Origin of the sequence: Niallia nealsonii, from assembly GCF_002835805.1 — a bacterium.
Classification (GTDB): Bacteria; Bacillota; Bacilli; order Bacillales; family Cytobacillaceae; genus Niallia; species Niallia nealsonii.
Genome location: NZ_PISE01000003.1, coordinates 26,438 through 42,329, shown reverse-complemented (window position 1 = coordinate 42,329; position 15,892 = coordinate 26,438). Strand labels below are relative to the sequence as shown.

Below are 15,892 nucleotides of genomic sequence, written 5' to 3'. Positions count from 1 at the left end.
ATTAGTCAACCTTTAAACCATTTAACAAGTATAATCTTTTTCCTTTTAGGGAACTTTTAGTATACATTTATAATACACATTTATTTTTATAAAGGAGTTACTACTATGATCCATATTATAGGTGTTACAAATGAAAATAATGTAGTAACAAATATATCACTGGAAGAGTTGTTTCAAAATCAAAGCCACTACTTATGGTATTGGATTGATTTTGATCAGCCAACAGAAAAGGAAATACTCTATTTAACGACACCTTTAAATTTTCATCCTTTGTCTATTGAAGATTGTTTACATAATCTCCAAAGACCTAAAATAGATTATTTTGAAGAATATACTTTTTTTGTTACACATAGTCTAGATTCTAAAACGTTTAAAAAAGAAGAATTAAATTTATTTCTCGGCAGCAACTTTATTGTCTCTTTTCATCATCGTTTCTCTACAGAGGTACAACTTGTCAAAGAAAAACTAGAAAAAGAAAAAAAGATAATAAACTGGACCCAATATACTGTCCTTTATCAATTATTAGACCAACTTGTCGATCATTACTTTCCCATTGTCTATAAAATTGAAGATTTTTTAGCAGAAATTGATGAAAATCCTCAAAATAAAACAATGGAAGTACTTCTAGATGATTTATTCGCAACAAGACATCATTTATTATCGATTAGGCATACCGTTATTCCAATGAGGGATTTGCTCTATCAGTTAATTAACACAAATAAGCTTACAGCTGTTTGGAATAAACGGGAATATTATTCTGACATATATGATCATCTATTAAAGCTTACTGAATTGATTGAATCCAACCGTGAAATAACTACTGATATTAGAGATAGTTATTTATCTTATAATTCCCACCATTCTAATCGCATTATGCAAATCTTGACTGTAATTACTACCATCTTTATGCCACTTAGTTTTCTTGCGGGCTTATATGGAATGAACTTTCTTTATATGCCAGAACTCCATTTACGATATGGCTATTTTATTTTGCTTGGTGTCATGCTTGTCGTTGTTCTTTCTATGTTTTTATGGTTTAAAAAGAAAGGATGGTTTAAATAAGATGGAAACTACAAATGGATAGAGAGAGCTTTTAATACAAAAAGCTCTCTCTATCCATTTATCTGCAATAGCAGGATCAAAATAACATATATTGAATTTTCAAACAAATAAATAGGTAATCTTTTTACCGTATGTTAAAATTAATTTAACATCTCCTAATCAACCAATGCTTCAAAAGTGGCAATATTTTGCCGTCTTCCTGTTTTCATTCGTTTTTTAATTAATCTATTTCCTGCTAAATTTTTCATGTAATATTTACTCCTCCTTCTACTAAAATATCAAGGATACCTTATTGCATGAAAACGAATTATTCCAATTTTTTAATGTGCGCAACAGAAGCAGACAATACTTTTTAAAGCATTGCTTTACCAAATCAAAAACATTATGTATCAATAACATCTGACAAAACAAATAATGAGGGGGAATAAAATGGAAACACCAAGTTTAGATAATCAACTTATAGAGAACAAACCGCAGCACAAAGTATTGCCAAAAAAGATATTGGCGCAAAGGGCTTTTTTTATTATTGTCGGCAGTATATTAATGGGAGTAGGCATTGAAGAATTTCTTGTTCCAAACCAAATATTAGATGGAGGCATTGTAGGCATCTCCATTATCTTATCCCACTTGCTGCATTTCAAACTAGGCTATTTTATCTTCTTATTAAACATTCCTTTTTTTTATATTGGCTACAAGCAAATAGGAAAAACTTTTGCATTTTCCACTCTTTTAGGAATATCGGTCCTTTCTATTACAACCATTATGCTTCATGACGTTCCTGTTTTTACAAATGATTTACTTCTCGCTACCGTCTTTGGCGGAATCATTCTTGGATTTGGTGTAGGCATTGTTCTTCGTTTTGGAGGCTCATTAGACGGTACAGAAATCCTCGCACTGCTTTTCAGTAAAAAGCTCCCTTTTTCTGTTGGTGAAATCATTATGTTTTTTAATGTATTTATTTTTATCTGTGCAGGGTTTGTTTTTTCATGGAATCGCGCCATGTATTCTCTTATTGCTTATTTTATTGCATTTAAAGTAATTGATATCGTTATCGCTGGTCTTGATGAATCAAAATCTGTTTGGATTATAAGCGATAATTCCGATATTATTGGGGAAACCATTATTGCCAGATTAGGACGTGGTGTTACGTATCTAAAAGGCGAAGGCGCCTACACAGGAGATAATAAAAAAGTGATCTTTTGTGTAATAAATAGACTAGAGGAAGCCAAATTAAAAACGATTGTAGAGGAATTGGATCCGGCAGCTTTTTTAGCGGTTGCCAATATAGCAGAAGTTCGAGGAGGAAGATTTAAGAAAAAAGATATTCATTAATGCTACATATATTAAAAGAAACGGTCCTAATCTGTATTTTCATTATAATAATTTAGATATATTTTTCTTCATTAAGATAAAGTGCGGGAAAAATCTTCTGCACTTTTTTGCTTATTAACCATTAATTTATATGCTAGTTCTCTCCCTTTTTTTGGGTATATTGATAACACTTGCTGTTAATTAATTTTTAGAAGAGCTATATTTATGAATAGGAGTTTACTTCTTTTTATATTCGTCTATGATTTTTGTATTAGGGAGGACAACAATGAAAAAATATGGAACTATTTTTATTTTGCTATTTTCCATTCTTTTTTGTTTTACTTGGATTATAGGCTTAGGATGGGTTTTGGTGGACTATTCCTCAACAACTAGTAATCAGGAGCCAAAAGAAGCGCTCTCCATTGATAATTCATCTATTAATAAAAAAGATGGAATACAATTGCTTGCACTTGGTGACTCCTTAACGAGAGGAACTGGTGATGATACAGGCAAAGGCTATGTTGGCTATTTAAAAGAAAGCATTGAAAAAGAATCAAATCAGAAAATTACTCTTTCTAATTATGGAATCAAAGGGCTCACTTCTGCACAATTAGCAAAACAAATAAAGGAAACAGAAATAAAAAGGAAAGCTAACCATGCAGATATTCTCTTTATTACTATTGGTGGAAACGATTTATTTCAAGGTGGGGAAACACTGAAACATTATAACAAACAGGCAATTTCTGCACTTAGTCGTTCTTATACGGCTAACTTAAAGTCGATGCTTTCCACCCTTCGCTCTGTGAATAAAGATGCTCCTATTTATTTAATCGGACTATATAATCCTTTTAATGATTTAGAAAATAGCAGCATTACATCAGGAATTGTCCGAAATTGGAATAATGAAACGGCTGAAATTTGTGCGGCCTTTGCTAATGTAATATATGTTCCGACATATGATATTTTCCAGCAAAATATTCAGTCTTTCCTTTATTCTGATCATTTTCATCCAAATGCCAAAGGATATCGATTGATGGCTGAAAGGGTTGCGGCCCTAATATCTTGGGAGGTCGAAACAAAATGAGCGAAATTACTTTAGCTGTTAAACATTTGCATAAAAAAATTGGCAAAAGAAAAATCATTAAAAATATTAGTTTTGAATTAAAAACGGGAGAAGTATTTGGCTTTCTCGGTCCAAATGGAGCTGGAAAAACAACTACTATTCGCATGCTCGTAGGACTGATTAAACCTACTTCAGGAACGATTCATATTTGCGGATATAATATTCAAAAGAATTTTCCAAAAGCAATGGAACGGCTAGGCTGCATTGTGGAAAATCCAGAACTTTACCCATATTTAACTGGATGGGAAAATTTGAAGTTTTTTGCGAGAATGCTCGATAATGTGGATGATCAACGCATTCAAGAAGTTGTTAATCTAGTTGGGCTAAACAATCGTATCCATGATAAAGTCAAAACCTATTCTTTAGGTATGCGGCAAAGGCTAGGGATAGGACAAGCCCTTTTAAACAAACCAAAAGTATTAATACTCGATGAGCCAACAAATGGTTTAGATCCTGCAGGCATTCGAGAAATGAGGAAATTTATTCGGTATTTGGCAGAACAGGAAGGATTAAGTGTATTAGTTTCTAGCCACTTATTAAGTGAAATTCAAAATCTATGTGATCGTGTTGCCATTATTTTAAACGGGAAAATTATCCATACCGAATCTGTGCATACCCTATTGACAGAACAGGAAAAGATGATTTGGAGAGTCTCTCCCATTGATAAAGGGTTCGCCATTCTAAAAAAAGCGGCGCCGTCAGCAAAACTAGATAAAGAATATATCGTTACTCCCTATTTAGAAGGTGCCATAGCCAATTGGAGTAAACTATTGTTTGAGGCAGGAATTGATATTAAAGAAATGAATCGAAAAATTCCTTCATTAGAAGACCTCTTCCTTGAACTGACTGGAGGGAGTTCTGTTGAATAATTTAGTTTATAACGAAATGCTTAAACTAGTAAAAAGCAAACGAATAGTTGTTGTCACTTTGATTATTGCAGTGATGATTTCCATGTTTACATATGCTCAGTACCGTGAAATGGAGAATGTAAAAAAAAGACTTGGTGACACAGATTGGCGCACCACTTTGCAGCAATCAATTATCGATATGCAAAATAGAATTGGCTCAAGCGGAATATCAGAAGAATGGAGAAATCAGCTAAAGGTAAGAATTGACCAGTCTCAATATTATTTAGATCATGATATAAATCCACAAGATCCAGGCGCACCTACTTTTTTGCGAATTTTTTTAGATAATTCCATGCAGCTTTTGCTTCCATTAATGGTCATGATAATCGCATCCGATTTAGTTTCATCAGAAAAAAGCCTCGGTACGATTAAGCTGCTTTTGACAAGGCCAGTCAAACGTTGGAAAATACTAATGAGCAAATATATTACACTGATTTTGTCCGTTTCCTTTATTTTATTTATTTTTAGTTTATGTGCATATGTCATTTCTGGACTATTCTTCGGCTATGGTGGATGGGGGGCGCCAATTTTAACTGGATTTATGGTGAAAAATGGAGAATTAAATACTGTTGGTGTTCATCTTATCCCACAATGGCAATATATTTTAATGGTATGTGGACTTGCATGGTTTGTTTCAGTAGTAGTTGGAACCTTATCATTTATGTTATCTGTTCTTATTAGAAGTACAGCAGCGGGAATGGGTGTTATGCTTGCCTTTTTGATCTCTGGAACCATTATCAGTTCCATTGCTTCCTCTTGGGAGGCTGCTAAATACTTATTTATGGTTAATTTGCGTTTAACAGATTACCTGCAAGGGAATATCCCGCCTATTGAAGGAATGACCCTTCCCTTTTCATTATCGGTGCTTGCGATATGGGGGGCAATTGGCTTTATTATTTCCTTTTTATTTTTTACAAAAAGAGATATTTATTAATAGAGTACAAAGTCAAAAACACACATTTTCAGCCTGAGAGGACAAACAAACCACCAAAATTTTTATTGGCGGTTTTATTTGTCCTCTTATCTTTTTTGTTCTTGTACTACTAACGATAAGAACTTATTGTCTTTTATATTATGATTAATGGTAACCAATACAATCTTCTCTTTGCCATTTTCTTTTACTAAAAATTGAAAGGTATCCTGCACTTCCATTGCAGAAACCTTTTTTCTTCCTTTATATTCATAATCTGTTACCTTTTCATTTGGATAATCTGCTTTCACTACAGCTATTGCAATATTGCCGTATTTCTCATAGTCCAGTTTTTGTACGGCAATATTATGGGACGGAAATAGAATCGCCATTAATAAAATGACTGCAATTAAAATAGGAAACGAACGATTTTTCATCATAACCTCCAAAATCTATTTTTTCCTATTATTTGTTTTCGCCTATTTTTTATGTGCATCTTCCAACTTTTTTGCTTCTTGAATTAATATTTTCGGTATTTCCTTATTCCGCTCCCACTCCTCTGCAAATGTATCAAGAGGCGGATTCGTTTCTTCTATTAATGGGCATATTTCTATTGTTAATGCAGGAAGCTTATATTTATGTATAAACCAGTCTGTATAGCCTGCCCCTATCGCATCTTCATCTGGAATCCCTAATTTATATCCAGTAGCAGCACTGATTTTTTCAGCTATTTTGCGATCCCTCTCTGTATGCTCACCGTTTCTATACTGCCAATATATTTCTTGTCCAGAGGAATGGTAACTAATCGCAATGCTTGGCTTTATCTTTTTTGTAAATTCAACAATTGCTTTGACTTCTTTCGCTTCAAATGGTTGATGCCCTTTATAATTTTTATATGATGGCCTTTTGCTGGCATAATGCAATTCATCCCAGCCAGCAGAATATTGTCTATTTAAATCAATCCCTAGCCCATTGCTTTTCCATTTGGAAAAATCAGTTGAACCTTCATTCATTTTTTTTATATTCCTTTTAGCAAAAAAGGGGAATTTATCTATCTCTCCTTGCTGGATTGTAACTCCATCAGGATTAAGCATGGGTACAAACCAAATAGAGACATCTGCTAATTCTTTGTTTAGAGTAGATGAACTTGCATAGTTTTCCACCATATTCATAAGCAATAAAGAAGTAATCCACTCTCTGCCATGATGAGATCCTATCATCAATATATTTTGTTTGCCACTGCCTAACCGAATAGCATATAATTTGCGTCCATATTCGGACGTTCCAATTGTTTCTACTTGAAGACGATCTTTGTACTTGCTTTTTAACAGCCAAACATCCTGTTGATATTCTTTATAAGAATACGGTTTACCACTGTCTATCACAGCAGCTTTTGAAATAATTGGGATAAATAACAGTTGCCAAAGAAGCAGAATTATCATTATTTTTTTCATCTTAACACCTTTTTTTTCTTATTATGTGAAAGCGTAAAAATCTTATTCATCATAAAATATACAGGTAAAAGATGATAATGCTTTTATATCAACATAACCAAGTTTTAGGATGCAATCTTTTTTAACTTATTCATATACTATTATCATCTCCTTCAGATAAAGGAGGCTCTTGAAATGAATAAAATGGATTATGATCGTGCTCTTTATTATACCCATCGATCAGAATGGGATAATCTCTTAATATTAATGGTCCGTACAAAAGATAATTTTTTATCAAAAAAAATTGAATCTTTCCTGCATGCATATAATTTCGAAAATAACTATTCTATAATTGAGGAAAATCTTTATTCATTACTGCGCTATATCGAACACGCCAACGAATTAGCAATGGATGAATACATTCACACAAACTTAAGTTAACAGACAGAATTCCACCACCAAAAAGGTGTCCCAAACTTTAGGGACACCTTTTTATGATAAATCATTATTTTTTATAGTCTACTTTATATATATCATGTCTTCTATCTTTTAACTGTCTTACTGTTCCATCTTGGCGCTGTCTCCTTAACACCTCTAAATCTACATCTCCAATCATGACCATTTCTATATTTGGATTTGTCTCTCCAACAATTCCATCACGGGCAAATTCAAAGTCAGATGGAGCAAATATAGCTGATTGGGCATACTGAATATCCATATTTTCCGTTTGTGGGAGATTCCCCACTGTTCCTGCTATTACAGTATAAATTTGATTTTCAACAGCACGAGCCTGTGCACAATAACGCACTCGCAAATATCCTTGGCGATCTTCTGTACAAAACGGCGTAAAAATAATTTTAGCCCCCATATCTGTTGCGATACGGGCAAGTTCAGGAAATTCAATATCATAACAAATTTGCATAGCAATCTTGCCGCAATCTGTATCAAATACTTTGACTTGTTCTCCTCGATTAATTCCCCACCATTTTCTTTCATTTGGTGTTATATGTAGCTTATACTGTTTTTCAATCGTGCCATCTCTTCTAAAAAGATAAGCGATATTGTATATTTCATCATCATCTTCTTTTACAAAGTGAGAGCCGCCAATAATATTTATATTGTATCTAATCGCTAAATTAGTGAATAACTCAATATATTGTTCTGTATATTCGGTTACTCTTCTAATAGCAATGCTAGGAACTTTTTCTTCTAAAAAGGACATCAGCTGTGTTGTAATCAGTTCAGGAAATACAATAAAATCTGATTCTGCATCAGAAGCTACATCTGTATAATATTCCACTTGATTAGCAAAATCGCTAAAGCTTTCAATTTGCCTCATCATATACTGTACTACGCAAATTCGTACAGGGTAGCTACTTTTAAAAAAGCGTTTTGTTTGAGGCAAATACTCTACATTATTCCATTCCATTAAAGTCGCATATTTTTTGGACTGCGTATCATCGGGCAAGTAATCAGGATTTATGCGCATTAAGGTAAAACCATTAATCAGCTGAAAAGAAAGGACTGGATCATAAATTTTATGATGAGACACCTCTTGTACATATTCCTTTGCCGTCATTTTATCTTCATATTTATAATAATTAGGGATTCTCCCTCCTATTATAATGCTTTTCAGATTTAATCTTCTCACTAATTCTTTTCTAGCTTCATACAATCTGTGTCCAATTTTCATCCTTCTATATTTAGGATGCACCATCACTTCAATGCCATATAAATTGTAGCCATCTGGATTATGATTCGTTATGTATCCCCTATCTGTCACATCATCCCAAGTATGTCTGTCATCATATTCATCGAAATTGATAATTAAACTAGAACAGGAACCAATAATTTCTCCATCATATTCAGCAACAAATTGCCCTTCTTGAAATAGTCTTAAATGACTTTTAAGCTGTTCCTTTGTCCATGGCTCCATTCCTGGAAAACAAATAGCCTGTAATGGCAATATACGTTCAATGTCTCGATATTCCATGTTTCGAATTATTAGTTTTTTCTCAAACTTTGATAAATCTAGCTTCGTCATATCACTAAACTCCCTTGCATTGTATATTTACCTTACATTTCCCCTTTTTCCTACTATGTAATCTAAAGATGTTATTTCTATTTTAATATCCTTAGTTGAATAACAGCAAATAACAGAGATGATATGGGTGTTTATAAATAATAGCTCTGTTAAACTTGCCTGTTGCTTTCCTCTTCAATCAATAAATTGTCAAAATCAACAATGGGCTTTAACATAGCCTAAACAATAAGAAATAGACAACGGACTTCATTTTATTTACACTATTGCTGATTTTCTTTATACTTTTCATAAGACTTTGTTAATGAATCAAACGATTTTTAATTTATTTCAGAAATACAAATGCTTTTCCTGCCTTCTCCTACTTGCTAGAAAGCATGCTTCTAAAAAAATCACCAAAATTCTTTAACAAAGACTTTTATAAAAGAAACTACTGACAAAGGAGATATATCTGATGAAAAATAAAAATAATCCTACTGATACCCGAGAGCATATTCTTTTTCTTGCATGGCTCGCTTCTTTAATAAGCATGTTTGGCAGTTTATACTTCTCCGAAATCAGGGAATTTGAACCTTGTACATTATGCTGGTACCAACGAATTCTCATGTATCCACTTGTTATTATTTTAGGATTAGCTGTAATAAAAAAGGACTATAAAATAACCTTCTACACAATGATTCTTTCTTCAATTGGGGCATGTATCTCTATGTATCACTACTCCATTCAAAAGTTCCCTTTTTTATCTAACACAGCTCCTTCCTGTGGAAGAGTTCCTTGCACGGGAGACTACATTAATTGGCTAGGATTTATTACCATTCCATTGCTCGCTTTAACTGGTTTTATTATCATCTTTATCTGTAGTATTATTGTTTGGAGACAATCAAAAAATAATACAAACTAACTAGGATAATTCATACAAATCAATAAAGATCCTTTATAGAACAAAAGAAAAAAAGCAAGGAAAGATTTATTTTCCCTGCTCCTTTTTACATATATTAAGCAAAACTTTACACTAGATAACTATTTGTAGCTTCTGTATACATACTAAATGCTGTGCCATGCATTTCTGTTTCTTTTCGATCCTTAAAGTTCTCAAAACTAAAAGGGAAAAATAATTGAAGATCATTTAATATATCCACATTTTTTTCAAAAATTTGTTTATATTCATCCATATTCTCTTTATTTTCCAATATAGATAAAATAGTCTGCAAACTTGCAATCACTTGATAAGAGCTCTTTAATGTGCGGATTTGTTCCATTTGCTCATCTGTCGGACTTAATACCCCTAATCTCGAAAAACGTCTAATATCATCATCCGAAAAATAATAAGGAAAAATAGTGGAATAAAATAGCTGAATAAGTTCGTTGATTTTCTCTTCCTGCGTAGGTGTTGATGCGTAAACTACCTTCATTTAAAAGGACCACCCTCTTTTATTTGGTTAAATGTTTTTTACATAAAGTGAAACTTCAATCAGTGGGGGTTTTCTTCATCCCATACTGATTTTTAGTTGAACCAATCAGGCTTTTATGGGCAGTTATCCCCCCTAGATTTCTCGTTTTCTCTTACAATCTTGAAGTGGGGGTTTTACTGCCCGTTAATGCGTGATAAAGTAATATCAATAGAATAACATACTAAAATGCTGTTTTCCGTGGTAATTAAAACCATGATATGCATCCTATTGCGTTTTTAAAACATATTTGCCACCATTTCCATAAAAAGGAGTCCTAGAATGATTAAAACCGAACGAAAAGGAGATTGGATTCTTCTTTATACCCCAGAAAAATGGGTGGGAATTGTATTAGAAGATTTATTTAAAACTGTTTTATTTGCTTCAAAAAAACAAATTCACTTATATAAAATGGAAAAAAAAGTGCTGATTAATAACAAACCTGCAAATTGGAATCTTCCACTGCAAAAAGAAGATGTTATTAAAATCCATTTATTCCATCCTGTTCCATCCACTATTATTCCGACTTTTATGGATATAGATATCCTTTATGAAGATGATCACCTTATTATTGTCAATAAAAAGCCATTTATTGATACACATCCCAATGTTGCAGAAGATACAGCTACTTTATTAAACGGGACAGCCTTTCATGTATTAATGAATGGAGAAGAAAGGCAAATTAAGCATATTCATCGTCTGGATAGAGACACATCTGGCTGCATTTTATTTGCTAAACATGAATTAGTCGGCAATATGCTTGATTATATGCTAAGAGAACGAAAAATTAAGCGCACGTATATCGCGCTTGCCCATGGGTCTTTTCCTGCTAAAAAAGGAACTATTAATAAACCTATTGGAAGAGATCGTCATCATGCCACAAGAAGAAGAATTTCACAAAATGGAAAAAATGCCATTACTCATTATAAAGTAATAGCGGAACAGAAAAAGGAATCCTTATCATTAATTACATGTAGCCTAGATACAGGAAGAACTCATCAAATCCGTGTTCATCTGAGTTCCATTGGCCACCCTCTTGCAGGCGATACATTGTATGGAGGAAAACCAATTTTTAATAGACAAGCATTACATGCAGCCAAAATAGAACTGATCCATCCCATTACAGAAGAAAAAATAGAGTGTTATGCACCATTCATTGATAATCCCGCTATTTTTTCTGGATTTGATATTTACAGCATTTAAAAAAACAGAGGCTCTCATTTTTTGAGCCTCTGTTTTTCTTTTAGCATTATTTTATTAATAATTAGTTTTTACTAAGCAGTTTTGCGCATGCCTTTCAAAATTAGGCTTAAGACAAAAACTAAAATCACTGCACCGATAATGCTTGGAATAATCGCAAAATCAGCAATAGATGGACCCCAATCACCAAGAATCAGTGATCCTAACCAAGCACCTATAAAACCTGCAATAATATTGCCGATAATTCCACCAGGTATATCTTTACCTACTATTAAACCAGCAATCCAACCTATAATACCACCTATAATTAATGACCATAAAAATCCCATAAATAACAGCTCCTTTTTAAACATTTAATCAATTAAAATGCGATAGTCCAACTTAAGTTTATGCTGCAGCATGTCTTTGTTTTGAATTTCTTTCAGTTTTACTATCTGCTTGTACTTTATGTTTACCACCCTGACTTTTTTTTAAACCTTTAAAAAGCCAATATGTATAATAATTAAATTCCCGTTACCATACTAAATGTCAAAAAAGAAAATGTTTCTAAAAAACGCCTTTACTTTAAACGGAATTTTTTAGAAACATATTAGACAACCAATTATTTAAAATAACAATGCATCAAGACTGTACGCACCTGCTCCTGTAAAAGCAACAGAAAGTACTGTAACGATATATAGCAAATTTAATTCATAACCATTTGAAGCTGCCCAAAACCCATTTGCAGCATGAACTTTACTAATTGCAACAATCATTGTAATGATAATTAGTAAAGAGGCAATTGGCGTAAGCAGTCCTAAAACAAATAATAAACCACCAACAAACTCACTTAAACCAGCAAAAAGCGCCATTGTTTTTCCTGGTTTAATTCCAATTGACTCAAAAAAACCACCAGTTCCCTCTAATCCATGTCCACCAAATGAACCAAATAATTTTTGTGCACCATGGCCTATAAATGCTAACCCTACTACTAAACGAATAAGTAAAATGCCGACACTTACCAATACTTCCATTTCTAACAACTCCTTTTCAGATAGTTAAAATTAAAATAGTATGATTTCAAGATATCCAATTAAAAAAGTATCTTTTTCCTCCTCTCTCCTTAACTATATGCAAAAAAAAATCTAACATGCTCACCATGTTAGATTTTTCTTCTTATTGCTTTGAATTGTTCAATATACTTTTTAATTTCAATTAGAGAACATAACGCCTTTTTTATAAAGTGAAACTTCAATGAATGAGGGTCAAACCTTAAAATAGTAAATTATCTGGATTACTCCCTGTTCTTTCATTCATATTTAACTGATCTAACTGATTCATTTCATCTAAACTTAATTGGAAGTCAAAAATATCGGCATTTTCTTTTAATCTTGCTGGGGTAATAGACTTTGGAATAACGATAATATCATTTTGAAGATGCCATCTTAAAATAACTTGCGCAGGTGTTTTGTCATGCTTGTTTGCAATATAGTTAATGGTTGGTTCATTTAACAGTCTGCCTTTAGCAAGTGGCGACCAGGCTTCTACCTTAATATCTTTAGATTTGCAATAATCCCGTAATGCTTCTTGTGATAATCTTGGATGAAGTTCAATCTGATTTACTGTAGGATGTTCATTTGCATTCTTTAATAGCCGATCTAAATGATGTTCATGAAAATTACTGACACCAATTGCTCTCACTAATCCTTCATCATATAATCTTTCAAAAGCTTTCCATGTTTCTACATATTTATCTTGGCCTGGCCAATGAATTAAATATAAATCAATATAATCTAAATCTAATTTTTTTAAACTTGTTTCAAAAGCTCTTAGAGTACGATCATAACCTTGATCCTCATTCCAAAGTTTTGTTGTAATAAACAGTTCATCCCTTGAGATAGCGCTTTCTTTTATTACCTTTCCTACTCCTTCTTCGTTTCCATAAACAGCAGCTGTATCAATAGAGCGATAGCCATAGGAAAGAGCGGTTTTTACTGTTTCTATAACCGTTTGTCCTTCCTCGACTTTATAAACTCCTAATCCAAACTGTGGGATTTCCACCCCATTATGTAGTTTTACTTTATTTTCGATGCTTTTAATCATTGAAAAAACACCTCCAAATTTCGAATTATCTATATATTATCATTTTTCTTATAGATTTTTCCAATATAAAGTATTGTTTTTCATATAAACAGTTTGTTAAAGATGTTTATCTATTTTTTAATAGGTAAAAAACAAGTCTTTCCCACCACTTCCATGGAAGAAGCTGTTTTATTAGAATCGTTTGTTTTACTCCCTTTCCAATGACATAGCGAAGTCTCGGTTTTTTCTTTTTTGAAATCTGAACAATTTGTTTTGCTACTTCGATTGGATCGCCGTAATTTTTGCTGCTTTTTTCCAAGTATCCCTCCATTTTATTCATATATTGGTAATAAGGAGAGGTTTCTAATTGGGACCTCTCTGAAATTTTTTTCCCTGTTGACCAAATATTCGTCCGATAAGAACCTGGTTCTACTAAAGACACATAAATAGAAAATGGCAGCACTTCTAAACGAAGAGATTCGCTCCATCCTTCTAAAGCAAATTTAGAAGAAACATATGGAGAAAGGCCAGGAAATCCTACTTTGCCACTAACACTGCTCATCAAAATAATCTTCCCGAATCCTTGTTTTCTCATGATGGGAAGTACCTTTTGGGTAACAGAAATAGTTCCAAAAAAATTTGTTTCAAACTGATTTTTATATTCTTCTATAGAAATTTCCTCCGCAAAACCTGCTCCTGCAAAACCAGCATTATTAATCAGAACGTCTACTCTTCCTTTTTTTTGCATATACTCTTGCAATTTTTTTATATCATTAGCAGATGTTATATCCAGAGAAAGAACGGTTATATATTCAGCAATCCCCTTTTCCTTGGCCATTTCCATTAATAAAGAACATTTATTTATATCTCTCATTGCAGCAACAACTTCATAGCCTTCCTTGGCAAACTCTAATGCTGCTAATAATCCAAAACCGCTATTGGCACCTGTAATGAGCACTACTTGTTTTTCCATTTCCCACCTTATTCTAATGTTTTTAAATAATCTTTTTTTAGCATGGACATTAAATAAATGGATTTAAACTGTTCATTGATAATAACAGCCTCTCTTTGCAAACCTTCTACAACAAATCCCTCTGATTCATATAAAGTTTTCGCTCTTGTGTTATGATCCACCACATCTAGCCAAAATCGATTTGCTCCTTTTTCTGTAAAAACCCATTCCTTCATTAATTTAAGCATATTTCGTCCATATCCTTTTCCTTTTGCAGAAAAAGCTGTTCTTTTTAATTCAATGCTTTGATTTGGATTATTTAATCCATTAATAAGTAAATAGCCTACTGGTTTATTCTCTTTTTTTTCTATAACAATTAAATGCAACAAATTGGTATCTGATCGAATTGCTTTTTCATGCTCCTCCAAAGTCCAATTAATTATATATGGCATGTTATCATGATGTGATTCTGTGGTAAGAATATACGGAAGGTCTCTTTCTTCTGTTTTTTTTATAAAAATCACATTATTTTCAATCACTTCTTTCACCTCTAAATAAGCTTTTACTTTTAATTTATTCTATTACCTAGAATTCGACACAACAAGATATAATTTTATGCACATATACAATCCAATGAAAGGAAAAGCTAATTTAAAGTACATGTAAATTTCATTAAAAAATCTAGAGTATAACCTTAAATGTTTTGTAAAAGAAATATTAATTTTTTGTAAAGATTTCGATAAAAAGCTAGGAAATTCGACAATCTTTCGCTAAAATATGAAAGGCTTAGTTTATTAAATGGGGGTAACAATAATGGTTTTCAAAAAACAAGATAAATTTGCAGTACTCTTAAATAATATCGCATCAAACTTAAAGGAAGGTGCAGACTATTTTGCTGATTTTAAAATTAAAAATGTCAGCGACTTAAAAACATTCTCTGAAACGATGAAAGAGATTGAAACAAAAGGGGATACATACGTTCACGACGTAATTACAGAATTAAATAAAGCGTTTATTACGCCAATTGAACGTGAAGATATACTTGCTTTAACAATGAGCATGGATGATGTTTTAGATGGATTAGAACATTGTTCTGCGCTATTAGAAATGTATAATATTACTACAGCTGATGAATTTATGAATCGTTTTGTTGAAGCAATTAAAAGCTGTGCAGCTGAAATCGAAAAATCAGTGGAGCTTTTGTCTACAAAAAAATTGCCGAAAATTAGAGAATATGCTATCCGCATTAAAGATTTAGAATCAAAATGTGATGGAATCTTGCGTCAATCCATCAAACATTTATTCTCTGTTGAAAAGGATCCGATTCGCATTATTCAATATAAAGAAGTGTATGAAAATCTAGAAGATATTGCTGATTACTGCCAAAGTGTTGCTAACACACTTGAGAGTATCATTATGAAAAACGCTTAAGGAGTTTTCAGT

The 15,892-nt window shown here is 32.6% G+C and carries 18 protein-coding genes; 9 read left to right on the top strand and 9 right to left on the bottom strand.

What is annotated here, in order from left to right:
• The first annotated feature begins 105 nt into the window (after positions 1 to 105).
• From corA to CWS01_RS00730, 5 genes are all read left to right on the top strand, one after another.
• Complete coding sequence (corA, locus tag CWS01_RS00750; protein ID WP_101175127.1) at positions 106 to 1,062, top strand: magnesium/cobalt transporter CorA; 957 nt, start codon at positions 106 to 108, stop codon at positions 1,060 to 1,062.
• A gap of 429 nt (positions 1,063 to 1,491) precedes the next feature.
• A complete protein-coding gene (locus CWS01_RS00745) occupies positions 1,492 to 2,394 on the top strand; it encodes a YitT family protein (protein WP_101175126.1) in 903 nt (300 codons plus the stop codon).
• Positions 2,395 to 2,659: 265 nt separating this feature from the next.
• Positions 2,660 to 3,457, top strand: a complete 798-nt coding sequence (locus CWS01_RS00740) for a GDSL-type esterase/lipase family protein (protein ID WP_101175125.1) — start codon at positions 2,660 to 2,662, stop codon at positions 3,455 to 3,457.
• Positions 3,454 to 4,365, top strand: coding sequence for an ABC transporter ATP-binding protein (locus CWS01_RS00735; protein WP_101175123.1), 912 nt, complete (start codon positions 3,454 to 3,456; stop codon positions 4,363 to 4,365). The genes CWS01_RS00740 and CWS01_RS00735 overlap by 4 nt, the downstream gene beginning before the upstream one ends.
• A complete protein-coding gene (locus tag CWS01_RS00730; RefSeq protein WP_101175121.1) occupies positions 4,358 to 5,338 on the top strand; it encodes an ABC transporter permease subunit in 981 nt (326 codons plus the stop codon). Before CWS01_RS00735 ends, CWS01_RS00730 begins: the two co-directional genes overlap by 8 nt.
• An 86-nt stretch (positions 5,339 to 5,424) precedes the next feature.
• On the opposite strand, the gene CWS01_RS00725 is transcribed toward CWS01_RS00730, so the two are convergent.
• Positions 5,425 to 5,751: a DUF3889 domain-containing protein gene (locus CWS01_RS00725; protein ID WP_101175119.1), complete on the bottom strand. Its 327-nt coding sequence runs from the start codon at positions 5,749 to 5,751 to the stop codon at positions 5,425 to 5,427.
• A gap of 42 nt (positions 5,752 to 5,793) precedes the next feature.
• A complete protein-coding gene (locus CWS01_RS00720) occupies positions 5,794 to 6,768 on the bottom strand; it encodes a M14 family zinc carboxypeptidase (RefSeq protein WP_101175117.1) in 975 nt (324 codons plus the stop codon).
• 174 nt (positions 6,769 to 6,942) lie between these two features.
• Here CWS01_RS00720 and CWS01_RS00715 point away from each other — a divergent pair, with 174 nt between their 5' ends.
• Positions 6,943 to 7,188 (top strand): YhdB family protein, encoded by a 246-nt coding sequence (locus CWS01_RS00715; RefSeq protein WP_101175115.1) that lies wholly within the window; start codon positions 6,943 to 6,945, stop codon positions 7,186 to 7,188.
• Positions 7,189 to 7,252: 64 nt separating this feature from the next.
• Here CWS01_RS00715 and CWS01_RS00710 read toward each other — a convergent pair whose 3' ends face one another.
• The gene (locus tag CWS01_RS00710; RefSeq protein ID WP_101175113.1) at positions 7,253 to 8,791 is read right to left on the bottom strand and encodes a bifunctional GNAT family N-acetyltransferase/carbon-nitrogen hydrolase family protein; all 1,539 of its coding nucleotides are present in this window, start codon (positions 8,789 to 8,791) and stop codon (positions 7,253 to 7,255) included.
• Positions 8,792 to 9,242: 451 nt separating this feature from the next.
• Here CWS01_RS00710 and CWS01_RS00705 point away from each other — a divergent pair, with 451 nt between their 5' ends.
• A complete protein-coding gene (locus CWS01_RS00705) occupies positions 9,243 to 9,689 on the top strand; it encodes a disulfide oxidoreductase (RefSeq protein WP_101175112.1) in 447 nt (148 codons plus the stop codon).
• Between the two features lie 106 nt (positions 9,690 to 9,795).
• Here the strand turns inward: CWS01_RS00705 and CWS01_RS00700 are convergent, their stop codons facing one another.
• Positions 9,796 to 10,200 (bottom strand): DUF5365 family protein, encoded by a 405-nt coding sequence (locus CWS01_RS00700; RefSeq protein ID WP_101175110.1) that lies wholly within the window; start codon positions 10,198 to 10,200, stop codon positions 9,796 to 9,798.
• 318 nt (positions 10,201 to 10,518) lie between these two features.
• On the opposite strand from CWS01_RS00700, the gene CWS01_RS00695 reads away from it, so the two are divergent.
• A complete protein-coding gene (locus CWS01_RS00695) occupies positions 10,519 to 11,439 on the top strand; it encodes an RluA family pseudouridine synthase (RefSeq protein ID WP_101175108.1) in 921 nt (306 codons plus the stop codon).
• Positions 11,440 to 11,510: 71 nt separating this feature from the next.
• Here CWS01_RS00695 and CWS01_RS00690 read toward each other — a convergent pair whose 3' ends face one another.
• The 5 genes from CWS01_RS00690 to CWS01_RS00670 form a co-directional block, all read right to left on the bottom strand.
• Positions 11,511 to 11,765, bottom strand: coding sequence for a GlsB/YeaQ/YmgE family stress response membrane protein (locus CWS01_RS00690; protein WP_101175106.1), 255 nt, complete (start codon positions 11,763 to 11,765; stop codon positions 11,511 to 11,513).
• A gap of 276 nt (positions 11,766 to 12,041) precedes the next feature.
• Positions 12,042 to 12,449, bottom strand: coding sequence for a DoxX family protein (locus CWS01_RS00685; protein ID WP_101175104.1), 408 nt, complete (start codon positions 12,447 to 12,449; stop codon positions 12,042 to 12,044).
• Positions 12,450 to 12,687: 238 nt separating this feature from the next.
• Entirely contained in the window at positions 12,688 to 13,518 is an 831-nt protein-coding gene (locus CWS01_RS00680; protein WP_101175102.1) for an aldo/keto reductase, read from the bottom strand.
• Between the two features lie 106 nt (positions 13,519 to 13,624).
• Positions 13,625 to 14,470: an oxidoreductase gene (locus CWS01_RS00675; protein ID WP_101175101.1), complete on the bottom strand. Its 846-nt coding sequence runs from the start codon at positions 14,468 to 14,470 to the stop codon at positions 13,625 to 13,627.
• Between the two features lie 8 nt (positions 14,471 to 14,478).
• Positions 14,479 to 14,988 carry a GNAT family N-acetyltransferase gene (locus tag CWS01_RS00670; RefSeq protein ID WP_157827511.1) on the bottom strand — a complete coding sequence of 170 codons (510 nt, stop codon included), beginning with the start codon at positions 14,986 to 14,988 and terminating at the stop codon, positions 14,479 to 14,481.
• A 274-nt stretch (positions 14,989 to 15,262) separates the two neighbouring features.
• Between CWS01_RS00670 and CWS01_RS00665 the strand changes: the two genes are divergently transcribed.
• Entirely contained in the window at positions 15,263 to 15,880 is a 618-nt protein-coding gene (locus tag CWS01_RS00665; RefSeq protein WP_101175097.1) for a DUF47 domain-containing protein, read from the top strand.
• Positions 15,881 to 15,892 lie beyond the last annotated feature (12 nt).